The sequence below is a fragment of the Sphingomonas sp. PWP1-2 genome, assembly GCF_049898305.1.
Lineage (GTDB): Bacteria > Pseudomonadota > Alphaproteobacteria > Sphingomonadales > Sphingomonadaceae > Sphingomonas > Sphingomonas glacialis.
Genome location: NZ_JAFCXM010000003.1, coordinates 528,371 through 539,858 on the forward strand (window position 1 = coordinate 528,371; position 11,488 = coordinate 539,858).

The window sequence follows — 11,488 nt, forward strand, 5'->3', positions numbered from 1 at the left end:
GAGTGAAGCGCCGCGTCAGCAGCGGTTCGCCGCTCGAGCCGATCCTCGGATTTTCGCGCGCGGTGCGGACCGGCGGCCAGATCATGGTCGCCGGCACCGCGCCGATCGAGCCCGACGGATCGACCACGCCGGGCGACGCGGCGGCGCAGATGGAGCGCTGCTGCGCGATCGTCGCCAAGGCGATTGCTGATCTCGACGGCGATATTGCCGATACCGTGCGCACCTGCCTCTATCTGACCGATCGCGCCGATTTCCCCGCGGTCGCGGCGGTGCACGGCCGTTGGTTCGGCACGGCGCGACCGGCGACGACGACGCTGATCGTATCGGGTTTCATCCGCCCCGAATGGCGCGTCGAAATCGAAGCCGAAGTGCTGTGTGCATGACGCGGCGCGGCGGGCTCCTCTGGCGGCTGACCCGCAAGCGGCGGCGCGGCGCGACGGCGGCGCTTGACGCGCGGCTGTATCGCGTGCGGATCGGCTTGCTCGTCGGTGCGATCGTGGTGATCGCGGTGCCGACCGCGATCAACCTCGAGCGCTCGCGTGGCTGGCGCGCCGAGGGCAAGCGCATCGCGCTGACTTTCGACGATGTGCCGCGTGGCCCCGGCGCGTTCTACACGCCCGAGCAGCGCGCGACGCTGCTGACCGCGGGGTTGCGCGCGGCCGGTGTCGCGCAGGCGGCGTTCTTCGCCAACCCGGGGCGGATCGGGCCAATGAACCGCGCCGATGCGCGGCTCGCCTCCTATGTCGCGGCGGGGCACGTCGTCGGCGATCACAGTTTCTCGCACCGCGATCTCGCGTCGATGCCGGCGCCGGCATTCCTCGCCGACGTCGACAAGGCTGAGCACTGGCTCAGGGGCCGACCCGGCTATCGCCCGTGGTTCCGCTTTCCCGGGCTCAATCAGGGCGGCCGCGACATGGCGAAGCGTCGCGCGGTGGTCGATGGCCTCATCACGCGCAGGCTGCAGATCGCCTGGGTTTCGGTCGACGGCTCCGACTGGAACATCGAAGGCCAGACGATCGCCGCAAAGCGCGCCGGGCGCAGCATCGACGAGGCCGCGCTGCGCGACCTCTATGTCGAGACGATGGTGCAATCCGCCGATTTCTCCGACGCGCTGGTGCGCCGCACGATCGGGCGCGCGCCACCGCAGGTGTTGCTGCTGCATGAGACCGATGTCGCCGCGCGCTATCTGCCCGATCTCGTGGCGGCGCTGCGCAAGGATGGCTGGGCGATCGTCACCGCCGACGCCGCCTTCGCCGATCCGGTCTATCACGACACCAGCGACTTCGTCAGCGCGAACGGCACCTTGCCCGAGGCGCTGGCCTGGCGGAAGCAGGTCGGCGGAAAGCTCTATTACGAGCGCAACGACCTGCCGCTTGCCAACCGGCTGTTCGCCGAGCGCGTCCTGCACCGCGCGCCGCTGGCACGCACCGCTGCGGCGCGAACGTCCTCGCACCGGCGGTGTCCGGTGCAACTCCACCCGTGGCGGCGCGTCTGTGCGTCGACTGCCTTTGTAACGCCGCGCACCTCGCGCTTAGGGATCGCTGTATGACCGACCAATTCGACCTCACGGACGACCAGCGCGAGATCCAGGATCTCGCGCGCAAGTTCACCGCCGACCGGATCACCCCGCACGCGGCGGAATGGGACGAGAAGCACATCTTCCCGCGTGAGACGATCAAGGCGGCGGCCGAGCTCGGTTTCGCCGCGATCTACGTCTCCGAAGAATCGGGCGGGATCAACCTCGGCCGGCTCGAGGCGGCGCTGATCATGGAGGCGATGGCCTATGGCTGTCCCTCGACCTCGGCGTTCATCAGCATCCACAACATGGCGGCGTGGATGATCGACCGGTTCGGATCGCAAGGCGTGAAGGACAAATATCTGCCTTCGCTGGTCACGATGGACCGAATCGCAAGCTATTGCCTGACCGAACCCGGCTCGGGCTCGGACGCGGCGGCGCTGAAGACCAAGGCGGTCCGTGACGGCGACGATTACATCGTCACTGGCAGCAAGCAGTTCATCTCGGGCGCGGGCGAGAATGAAGTCTATGTCACGATGGTGCGCACCGGCGTCGAAGGCCCCAAGGGCATTTCGTGCCTGGTGATCGAGAAGGACATGCCCGGCGTCAGCTTCGGCGCGAACGAACGCAAGCTCGGCTGGCACTCGCAGCCGACGCGGCAAGTGACCTTCGACGGCGTGCGCGTTCCTGCCGAGAACCTCGTCGGCGGCGAGGGCGAGGGCTTCCGCATCGCGATGATGGGGCTCGATGGCGGGCGGCTCAACATCGGCGCTTGCTCGCTCGGGGGCGCGCAGCGCTGCCTCGACGAGGCGATCGCCTATACGCGCGACCGCAAGCAGTTCGGCACCGCAATCGCCGATTTCCAGAACACGCAGTTCATGCTCGCCGACATGGCGACCGACTTGGAGGCGGCACGCGCGTTGCTCTACATGGCGGCAGCGAAGGTGACCGCGAACGCGCCCGACAAGACCAAGTTCGCCGCGATGGCCAAGCGGCTCGCGACCGACACCGGGTCGGCCGTCGCCGACCGCGCATTGCAGCTGCACGGCGGGTACGGCTATCTGATGGACTATCCGATCGAACGCTTCTGGCGCGACTTGCGCGTCCATTCGATCCTCGAGGGCACCAACCAGGTCATGCGGATGATCGTCGGTCGAGAATTGACGCGGCAATGAGCGACGTCCTCACCTCCGTCGACGGGCGGGTTGCCCGTATCCGCCTCAATCGGCCCAAGGCGCTCAATGCGCTGACCACGCCGATGTGCGAAGCCATGCTCCGAGCGCTCGACGCTTGGCGCACAGACCCCGCAGTTGAGGTCATCCTCCTCGACCACGCCGAGGGCCGCGGTTTCTGCGCGGGCGGTGACATCCGCATGCTTGCCGAGAGCGGCGCGGGCGATGGGGCCGACGCGCGGCGCTTCTTCCACACCGAATACCGCCTCAACCACCGCCTCTTCACCTACGCCAAGCCGACCGTCGCCTTCATGGACGGCATTACGATGGGCGGCGGGGTCGGGCTCGCTTGCCCATGCGACCACCGCGTTGCGACCGAGAACACCAAGTTCGCCATGCCGGAAACGGGCATCGGCCTGTTCCCCGATGTCGGCGGCGGCTGGTTCTTGTCGCGGCTGCCGGGGCGGATCGGCCAGTATCTCGCGCTGACCGGGCACCGGCTCGACGGTGCGGAGTGCCTCGCGCTGGGCCTTGCCACGCACTACCTGCCGAGTGCCACGCTCGAAGACGCCAAGGCGCGGATCGTGGCTGACCCTGCGACGCTGGCGGCAACGCTTGCGGACCTGGGGTCGACGCCACCCGAAGCGCGGATCCTCGCGCATCGGGCCGACATCGACCGGCTGTTCGCCTCGGACGTGCTCGAGGACATCTACGCCGCGCTCGAGGCGGATGGCGGTGAGTGGGCGCTCAAGCAGCTCGCCACGCTCAAAACCAAGTCGCCGCAGACGATGAAGGTCTCGCTCCGCCTGCTCCACGAAGGCGCGACGATGTCGACCTTCGAAGACGAGATGCGCCAGGAATATGCCGTCGGCGCGCATGTGGTGCAGCGGCATGATTTCCTCGAGGGCGTCCGCGCGGTGATCGTCGACAAGGACAATGCCCCGCGCTGGGACCCGGCGACGCCCGAGGGCGTGAGCCCGCACGTGCTCGACCAGATCTTCGCGCCGCTGCCCGCGGCCGACGAATGGACGCCCGGCTGATCGTCGCCCCGGCGCAGGCCGGGACCGCTTTGTATTCGCGCGTGGCAGGCGTCGCGCGCACCACCCAACGGCCCCGGCCTTCGCCGGGGCGACGGAGAGACAAATGACTTACGAAACCCTCCTCGTCGAACAGCGCGGGCGCGTGACGCTTGTCACGCTCAACCGCCCGCAGGCGCTCAATGCGCTCAACAGCCAGATCCTCGCCGATCTGCTCGCGGCGATGGCGGCGTTTGATGCCGATCCGTCGCAGGGCTGCGCCGTCATCACCGGCAGCGAGAAGGCGTTCGCTGCGGGTGCCGACATCAAGGAGATGCAGCGCCAAGGCTTCGCCGACATGTACGCGCATGATTTCTTCGCCGGCTGGGATCGTTTCACCAAGACGCGCAAGCCCGTCATCGCGGCGGTATCGGGCTATGCGCTCGGCGGCGGATGCGAGCTGGCGATGATGTGCGACTTCATCCTCGCCGCCGACTCGGCCAAGTTCGGCCAGCCCGAGATCAAGCTTGCGGTCTCGCCCGGCATGGGCGGTTCGCAGCGCCTCACGCGCGCGGTCGGCAAGGCCAAGGCGATGGAGATGTGCCTCACCGGCCGGATGATGGACGCCGCCGAAGCCGAGCGCGCCGGGCTCGTCTCGCGCGTCGTGCCCGCCGCCGAGCTGGTCGAGGAAGCGGTCAAGACCGCGGCGACGATCGCCGGGATGGCGCCGCTCGCCGTGCTGGCGAACAAGGAGATGGTCAATGCAGCGTTCGAGACGAGCCTCGCGATGGGCGTGCAGTTCGAGCGTCGGCTGTTCCACGCGCTGTTCGGGACCGAGGACCAGAGCGAGGGAATGAGCGCTTTCGTCGAGAAGCGCGCGGGAACCTGGACGGGGAAGTGACGCACAATTCCCCTCCCGCTTGCGGGAGGGGCTAGGGGAGGGGCGTGCCACAAACCCAGCGCCTCGCGGCGGCACTGCCCTCCTCCAACCCCTCCCGCAGGCGGGAGGGGAGTAAGAAGAAGCAGGAGAGAAAAATGACACGCATCGCTTTCATCGGCCTCGGCAACATGGGCGGCGGGATGGCCGCGAACCTCGCCAAGGCCGGCCACGACGTCCGCGCCTTCGACCTGTCGGCAGAGGCACTCGACCGCGCCAAGGCCGCTGGCTGCCTGCCCGTCGCTTCCGCCGCAGAGGCGGCCGACGGCGCCGAGGCGATCGTCACGATGCTGCCCGCCGGCACGCATGTCGAAGCCGTCTATGCCGAGCTCTTCGCCGCCAACGTCGCCCCGCCCACGCTGCTGATCGACTGCTCGACGATCGACGTCGCCACCGCGAAGCGCGTCGCTGAGGCCGCGCAGGCCAAGGGCCTCACCGCCGTCGACGCCCCCGTCTCGGGCGGGATCGGCGCCGCCAATGCCGGCACGCTGACCTTCATGGTCGGCGGCAGCGCCGAGGCATTCGGCCGGGCGCAGCCGATCCTTGCAGCGATGGGCAAGGCCGTCATCCACGCCGGCGCCAACGGCACTGGCCAGGCCGCCAAGATCGCCAACAACATGCTGCTCGGCGCGACGATGGTCGCGACGTGCGAGGCGTTCCTGCTCGCCGAGAAGCTCGGACTCGACCCGCAGACCTTCTACGACATTTCGAGCGTCGCCTCGGGGCAGAGCTGGTCGATGACCAGCTATTGCCCGGTCCCCGGCGTTGGTCCAGACACGCCCGCCGATCACGACTATCAAGGCGGCTTCGCGACCGCGCTGATGCTCAAGGATCTCAAGCTCGCCGCCGCCGCCGCGGGCGACACCGGCGCGGACACACCAATGGGTGCGAAGGCGGCCGAACTCTACCAGCGCTTCGCCGACGACGGGCAGGGTGGGCTCGATTTTTCCGCGATCATCCGTATGTTGCGCGGCTGACCGAATGGGAGCGGGGCGGACGCGCGATGATCCTTAACCCGCTTCTAACCCTTGGCTGTTACCCAAGGCGGTGATGTTCCACGACACCGCCCTCGCGCGCGCTGCGCGCGCCGCCGATCCGCGACCGGCCTCGGCGGTGAGCACCGGTTGCGGGCTCGCCGGGCTGGTCGGGCTGTTCGCCTGGGTGGCGGTCGCGCGCACTGTCGGGATGGACGGCCCCTATGCCGCGCTCGTCAATATCGCGGCGTGCGCGCTGCCGATGGTGGTATGGGCGGTGCTGGTCGACAAGGTTCACCGTCGCCCCTCGACCGGGATCGACTGGTCCGCGCCGAAGCCATGGCGCGAGACGCTCGACCTCTCGCTCACCAAGCTTGCCGGGCTGTGGCTGACCTGGGCCGGGATCGCGCTGATCTATGGCACCGGGCGTTTCTATTGGAGCTACCAATGGGGCGGCTTTCCGTTTGCGATGCAGTGCTTCGGCATCGCCGCGCCGGTGTTGTTTCTCGGTTCGATCGTCTACATTCCATGGCTAGATCGTCGGCTCGAACAGCCCCAGGATGGTTGCTGGGCGCTCGGCGCGTGGCTGATGGGCCTAGACGAGCCGATCGACCGCGAGGCGATCTACAACCATCTGCGCAGCTGGGGCGTGAAGGCGTTCTTCCTCGCCTTCATGCTCGCGGTGGTGCCGCCGGGCTTTGCCGGCTTCATCCGCGGCAATGTCTCGGAGGTGCTGCATAATCCGGTCGCGCTCGCCAATTGGCTGATCGGCTTCATGTTCGTGATCGACTGCGCGTTCGCGACGGCGGGCTACATCCTGACCTTCCGCCCGCTCGATTCGCATATCCGCAGCGCCAACCCGTTCGCCGCGGCGTGGATGGCGGCGCTGATCTGCTATCCGCCGTTCACGTTGATGGCCGATAACGGGCCGCTCGATTATCATCCCGGCACCTATGGCGCCGACGGCTGGTCGACCTGGTTCGCCGGGCATCCCGCGATCCTCATTCCGATCGGCGTGGTGCTGATCGGCCTCACCGCGATCTATGCCTGGGCGACGGTGGCGTTCGGCTTCCGCTTTTCGAACCTCACCAACCGTGGGATCCTGACGCACGGGCCATACGCTTTCTCACGGCATCCGGCGTATCTGTCGAAGAACCTGTTCTGGTGGATCTCGACGATCCCGTTCCTGACGACGGGCTCGTTCGTCGACGCCGCACGCGCGACGATCCTGATGGGGGTGGTCAGCGGGGTCTATTATTGGCGCGCGAAGACCGAGGAGCGGCATCTCGGGATGGACCCGGATTATCAGGTCTATACCGAATGGATGGCACGCAATGGCGCGGTGCCGCGGTTTTTTGGCTGGGTGACGGGTCGCAAATAGTCGTCGCCCCGGCGGCGACCCCGGCCTCCGCCGGGGCGACGCAGGATCAGAAGCGAAGCTCGTCGTAGACCTTCGAGATGTCGCCGCCCCAGACGCCGTGATATTTGTCGAGCAGCACTTGCGCTGGTACCTTGCCGCTGCGGACGATCTCGCGCAGCGGATCGAGGAAGCCCGTCTCGTTGCTGCCGCCCGCGTCGAGCCGCGCGCGCGCGCTCAGGCCTGCGCTCGAAATGTCGACGACCTGGCCCGCAATGTCGCGCAGCGTGCGCCCGCCAGCCACCGGCGCATCGAGCCCCATCTTGGGTACCGCATCGCGCAGTGCCTGGCGCTCGTCGATTGTCCAGTCCTTGACCAGATCCCACGCCGCATCGAGCGCACCCTGATCGTAGAGCAGCCCAACCCATAGCGCGGGCAGCGCACAGATCTTGTTCCACGGCCCGCCATCGGCGCCGCGCATCTCGAGGAAGGTCTTGAGCCGCACCTCGGGGAAGGCGGTCGAGAGATGATCGGTCCAGTCGTCGAGGGTCGGCTTTTCGCCCGGCAGCACCGACAGCTCGCCCTTCAGGAAGTCGCGGAACGACAGGCCCGCGGCGTCGATATATTTCCCGTCGCGGTAGACGAAGTACATCGGCACATCGAGCGCATAGTCGGTGTAGCGATCATAGCCGAAGCCGTCCTCGAACACGAACGGCAGCATGCCGGTGCGCGCCGGATCGGTGTCCGACCAGATATGGCTGCGATACGACAGCATCCCATTGGGCTTGCCCTCGGTGAAGGGCGAGTTGGCAAACAGCGCGGTCGCGAGCGGCTGGAGCGCGAGGCCGACGCGGAACTTCTGCACCATATCGGCTTCGGAGGCGTAATCGAGGTTCACCTGGATCGTGCAGGTGCGCAGCATCATGTCGAGCCCCATCGACCCGACGCGCGGCATGTGGCGCAGCATGATCGCATACCGGCCCTTGGGCATGATCGGCAGCTCTGCGCGCGTCTTGTCGGGCCACATGCCGAGACCGAGGAAACCGATCCCGAACTTCTCGCCGATCGCCTTGACCTGTTCGAGGTGACGCCCCGTCTCGGCGCAGGTCTGGTGGAGGTTTTCGAGCGGCGCGCCCGACAGCTCGAACTGGCCGGCGGGTTCGAGGCTGATCGAGCCGTCGCTGCCCGTCATCGCGATGACGTTGCCGCCTTCGGTGACCGGCGCCCAGCCGAATTCCTCGAGCGCCTTCAACAGGTCGCGGATGCCGCCCTGTTCGGTGTAGCTCGGTGCGTGATGGTCGCTGTCGGCATAAACGAACTTCTCATGCTCGGTGCCGATGCGCCAGCGGTCGGCGGGCTTTTCGCCGCGCGCGAAACTGGCGACGAGCTGGTCGCGCGATTCGATCAAGGGCGAGCTTTTGATGGTGTCTGGACGCGTTGTCATGCTCGCGCCTTAGCGCTGCGACGGCCCGCCCGCCAGCAGGTTTCGAATGACTACCAATCCCCTCGGGATGCCATCCAGATCGCGACCGCCGCCGCCGCCGCGGTGTCGGCGCGCAGGATGCGCGGACCGAGCCCGATCGCAACCGCGCCCGGCACCGCGCGGATCGCCGCGCGCTCGTCCTCGTCGAAGCCGCCCTCGGGTCCGATCAGGATCGCGGCCGAGGCGGGTGCGCCGCGCATCGCCTCGAGCGCAGGCGCGCCGCCGGTCTCGTCGGCGAAGAACAGCGCGCGGCCCTGCGGCCAATCGCGCAGCAACGCGGTGAGCTTCACCGGCTCGGCGAGCTCTGGCACCGCGGTGCGCCCGCATTGCTCGGCCGCCTCGATCATGTGCGCACGCAAGCGCTCGCCGTTGAGCCGGTCGACCACGGTGCGCCGCGTCAGCACGGGGACGAGCCGCGCGACGCCCAATTCGCAGGCTTTCTCGGCGACCCAGTCGATCCGGCCCTTCTTGATCGGCGCCGCGCAGAGCCACAAATCGGGAACGCTCTCGGGCTCGCGGAGCTGCGCGGTGACGTCGAGCATCAGCTCGCGCTTCGCGACGCTCGCCGCGACGCCGAGCCATTCGCCCGAATGGCCGTCGAACAGCTTGACCGGATCGCCGGGCTTCATCCGCATCACGGCGCCGAGATAATGTGCCTGCGGCCCGTCGATGCGCAGCGGGCCTACGCCCAGCGGGGTCTCGACGAACAGGCGCGGGGTCGATTGCGGGGGCCAGGCGGGGGTAGCGGGCATGACGGCGTGGTAGGGGGTCGGGGGGTGGTTTGCTACCCCGAAGCGCGGTGTGCCAATTCCTCCCCTTGGCGGGGAAGCATTGCATGGCGCGATCTGATTGACTCGATTGACCCCAAGACGCGGTGGTTGCGACGGCGATCGTTTCCGTTTCTGTGCTAATCCGCCCGTGCAGGTCCAACGATTTCAAAGAGCGTGTCGGTCATACCATACAGTCGGGTTGTAGGACAGAGCTAGGTCCGCTTTCGACCAAAGTTGGACGTTGAGCGATGCCAGTTGGGTTCCCGATTGCGGACATAGCCCGTTGGTGTAACCATCGTCGCCGATGCTATTTGCCACCCTCTTCAGCACGGCTGTCTTGACCGCTGCCGGTCAGCCTGACTTTTCGCAAAGCTACGGCGTTTGGGTTTCTGCAAGTCAGGGGCGGTGCGCCTACTGGATTACTGACGTCGGTCTTAACTCTCGCCAACTCACTGATGCCCTAAAGCAAAATGGGTATGAAGTGAGAAGGGGGGCAGAAATCCTTACGGATGTCGATACGCCGGTTCTATGTGTCCGCGAGGCTACGCGGGCGGTCCGGCGAGCCGGTTTCGTCAATGTTCGCGCGAGGCTCGGGACGGAAAAGGATCGGATGCACGGCATTCCGTGAACGACTGGTATGCGGACTAATCTCCCCAAAAGCTGCTCGTCCGCTTTCCACCAGACTCGGACATTCGCTCGGCCGTCTCCCTTTTGGAAGCCGGGATCCTGGAATGGCTTGGCGGGCGGTGGGGCACCACAAGGGAGGCCCCGGCCTGCGCCGGGGCGACGTATAGGCGTTAGGGCCGTTCCACCACATCCAGCCATTACGCCACGCGCCCGAGATTACCGCCGACGCCACACCGCGCGCACGCCGAGCGCCACCACGCCGAGCGTCAGCGCCGCCAGGATCGCCCAGCCGGCCATCACGCCGATGCCGCGCGCGAGTGCCCAGAGCAAGGCTTCGAAGAACCGTCCGATCGCGACGGAGAGATGTACCATGCTGTCCGCCTGTGTGTCCGGCCCGGGAGTGGGATGGCGCAGTATCGCGGCCGACCATGGCGAAGTCGAGGCGGCTGTCCCTCGCGGTATACGGACCGAGCGGTCGCACAACACCGTTTCCGCAATCTTTCCGCACGCGTATGAGCGGCTGCCATGACCTCCGCTGATCGCCTCCCCGCCGACCTCACCCCCGATACCGAGCATCGCGGCCTCGTCGGGCTGCTCCCTGCCGCCGCGCGGCCGTTCGCGCTGCTCGCGCGGTTCGACCGGCCGATCGGGTGGTGGCTGCTGTTCTGGCCGGGCGCGTGGGGCGTGGCGCTCGCAGGCGGCGCGGTGACGCGCTGGGATCTGATCCTCTGGCTGTTGCTCGGCAGCATCGCGATGCGCGGGGCGGGGTGCGTGTTCAACGATATCGTCGACCGCGATCTCGACCGGCAAGTCGCGCGCACGCGCAGCCGTCCGCTGGCGAGCGGCGCGGTGTCGCTCAAGGCGGCGTGGGTGTGGCTGGTGCTGCTCAGCTTGATCGGGCTGGTCGTCTTGCTGCAGCTCCACCTCTCTGCGGCGGTGGTTGCGCTGGCGAGCCTTGCGCCCGTCGCCGCCTATCCCTTCATGAAGCGGATCACCTGGTGGCCGCAGATCTGGCTCGGGCTCGTTTTTTCGTGTGCGGCGCTGGTCGGGTGGAGCGAGGTCACGGGCGCGCTGAGCGCGCCGGGGCTGCTGCTCTATGCCGGATCGATCTGCTGGGTGGTCGGCTATGACACGATCTATGCGCTGCAGGACCGCGAGGACGATGCGCTGATCGGCGTGCGATCGTCGGCGCTGCGGATGGGGCGGCGGGTGCGGCTCGGCGTCGGGCTGTTCTATGTGGCGGCGCTGGTGTTGTGGGCGGCGGCGATCTGGGTGTTGCGGCCCGATGCGCTGGCGCTCGTCGCGTTGCTGCCGGTGGCGGGGCATTTCGTGTGGCAGGTGGCGACGCTGGCGCCCGACGATGGGGCGGGGGCGTTGCGGCGGTTTCGCTCGAACCGGTTTGCCGGGCTGCTGGTGTTTCTGGCGTGCGTCGTCGTCGGGACGCCGTGGCCGTATTGACCTACGTCAGTCACCCTCGCTTTCGCGGGGATGACGGGGGTGGGGTCGTGCCGCGGAGGCTTCGCCCGGTCCGAAGCGCCGGAGCGGGCCTCGAGCCCCCGCCCGGGCGGGGGGGGGGGGGGGGGCCCCCCCCCCCCCCCCCCCCGCCCCGCCCCCGCGCCCCGCGGGGCGCCGCCCC

The 11,488-nt window shown here is 67.9% G+C and carries 11 protein-coding genes; 8 read left to right on the top strand and 3 right to left on the bottom strand.

All coding sequences use genetic code 11. From position 1 onward, the window contains the following. The first annotated feature begins 2 nt into the window (after positions 1-2). The 7 genes from ACP7C5_RS10940 (at position 3) to ACP7C5_RS10970 (ending at position 6,996) form a co-directional block, all read left to right on the top strand. A complete protein-coding gene (locus ACP7C5_RS10940; protein ID WP_229839280.1) occupies positions 3-383 on the top strand; it encodes a RidA family protein in 381 nt (126 codons plus the stop codon). Next, positions 380-1,549, top strand: coding sequence for a polysaccharide deacetylase family protein (locus ACP7C5_RS10945; RefSeq protein WP_426264260.1), 1,170 nt, complete (start codon positions 380-382; stop codon positions 1,547-1,549). Before ACP7C5_RS10940 ends, ACP7C5_RS10945 begins: the two co-directional genes overlap by 4 nt. Continuing rightward, the gene (locus ACP7C5_RS10950; protein WP_133186921.1) at positions 1,546-2,691 is read left to right on the top strand and encodes an acyl-CoA dehydrogenase family protein; all 1,146 of its coding nucleotides are present in this window, start codon (positions 1,546-1,548) and stop codon (positions 2,689-2,691) included. Before ACP7C5_RS10945 ends, ACP7C5_RS10950 begins: the two co-directional genes overlap by 4 nt. After that, positions 2,688-3,728 carry an enoyl-CoA hydratase/isomerase family protein gene (locus ACP7C5_RS10955; protein ID WP_426264261.1) on the top strand — a complete coding sequence of 347 codons (1,041 nt, stop codon included), beginning with the start codon at positions 2,688-2,690 and terminating at the stop codon, positions 3,726-3,728. Before ACP7C5_RS10950 ends, ACP7C5_RS10955 begins: the two co-directional genes overlap by 4 nt. A 103-nt stretch (positions 3,729-3,831) precedes the next feature. Beyond that, on the top strand, positions 3,832-4,605 hold the full coding sequence (locus ACP7C5_RS10960; RefSeq protein WP_426264262.1) for an enoyl-CoA hydratase: 774 nt from the start codon (positions 3,832-3,834) through the stop codon (positions 4,603-4,605). 134 nt (positions 4,606-4,739) lie between these two features. After that, entirely contained in the window at positions 4,740-5,618 is an 879-nt protein-coding gene (gene mmsB, locus ACP7C5_RS10965; protein WP_322160024.1) for a 3-hydroxyisobutyrate dehydrogenase, read from the top strand. A gap of 73 nt (positions 5,619-5,691) precedes the next feature. After that, positions 5,692-6,996 (top strand): methyltransferase family protein, encoded by a 1,305-nt coding sequence (locus tag ACP7C5_RS10970; protein WP_426264263.1) that lies wholly within the window; start codon positions 5,692-5,694, stop codon positions 6,994-6,996. 46 nt (positions 6,997-7,042) lie between these two features. Here the strand turns inward: ACP7C5_RS10970 and ACP7C5_RS10975 are convergent, their stop codons facing one another. From ACP7C5_RS10975 to ACP7C5_RS10985, 3 genes are all read right to left on the bottom strand, one after another. Then, positions 7,043-8,416, bottom strand: coding sequence for a glutamate--cysteine ligase (locus ACP7C5_RS10975; RefSeq protein WP_426264264.1), 1,374 nt, complete (start codon positions 8,414-8,416; stop codon positions 7,043-7,045). A gap of 50 nt (positions 8,417-8,466) precedes the next feature. Next, positions 8,467-9,207 (bottom strand): 16S rRNA (uracil(1498)-N(3))-methyltransferase, encoded by a 741-nt coding sequence (locus ACP7C5_RS10980; RefSeq protein WP_426264265.1) that lies wholly within the window; start codon positions 9,205-9,207, stop codon positions 8,467-8,469. 861 nt (positions 9,208-10,068) lie between these two features. Then, positions 10,069-10,224 (bottom strand): hypothetical protein, encoded by a 156-nt coding sequence (locus tag ACP7C5_RS10985; RefSeq protein ID WP_165954434.1) that lies wholly within the window; start codon positions 10,222-10,224, stop codon positions 10,069-10,071. 153 nt (positions 10,225-10,377) lie between these two features. Between ACP7C5_RS10985 and ubiA the strand changes: the two genes are divergently transcribed. Further along, positions 10,378-11,310 (top strand): 4-hydroxybenzoate octaprenyltransferase, encoded by a 933-nt coding sequence (gene ubiA / locus ACP7C5_RS10990; protein ID WP_426264266.1) that lies wholly within the window; start codon positions 10,378-10,380, stop codon positions 11,308-11,310. The last annotated feature ends 178 nt before the right edge of the window (positions 11,311-11,488 follow it).

What these genes read in the sequence shown, in the direction of transcription:
- ACP7C5_RS10980 (WP_426264265.1), bottom strand. Translation starts at nt 9,207, where the DNA reads ATGCCCGCTACCCCCGCCTGGCCCCCGCAATCGACCCCGCGCCTGTTC.
- ACP7C5_RS10960 (WP_426264262.1), top strand. Translation starts at nt 3,832, where the DNA reads ATGACTTACGAAACCCTCCTCGTCGAACAGCGCGGGCGCGTGACGCTT.
- mmsB (WP_322160024.1), top strand. Translation starts at nt 4,740, where the DNA reads ATGACACGCATCGCTTTCATCGGCCTCGGCAACATGGGCGGCGGGATG.
- ACP7C5_RS10955 (WP_426264261.1), top strand. Translation starts at nt 2,688, where the DNA reads ATGAGCGACGTCCTCACCTCCGTCGACGGGCGGGTTGCCCGTATCCGC.
- ACP7C5_RS10985 (WP_165954434.1), bottom strand. Translation starts at nt 10,224, where the DNA reads ATGGTACATCTCTCCGTCGCGATCGGACGGTTCTTCGAAGCCTTGCTC.
- ACP7C5_RS10945 (WP_426264260.1), top strand. Translation starts at nt 380, where the DNA reads ATGACGCGGCGCGGCGGGCTCCTCTGGCGGCTGACCCGCAAGCGGCGG.
- ubiA (WP_426264266.1), top strand. Translation starts at nt 10,378, where the DNA reads ATGACCTCCGCTGATCGCCTCCCCGCCGACCTCACCCCCGATACCGAG.
- ACP7C5_RS10975 (WP_426264264.1), bottom strand. Translation starts at nt 8,416, where the DNA reads ATGACAACGCGTCCAGACACCATCAAAAGCTCGCCCTTGATCGAATCG.
- ACP7C5_RS10970 (WP_426264263.1), top strand. Translation starts at nt 5,692, where the DNA reads ATGTTCCACGACACCGCCCTCGCGCGCGCTGCGCGCGCCGCCGATCCG.
- ACP7C5_RS10950 (WP_133186921.1), top strand. Translation starts at nt 1,546, where the DNA reads ATGACCGACCAATTCGACCTCACGGACGACCAGCGCGAGATCCAGGAT.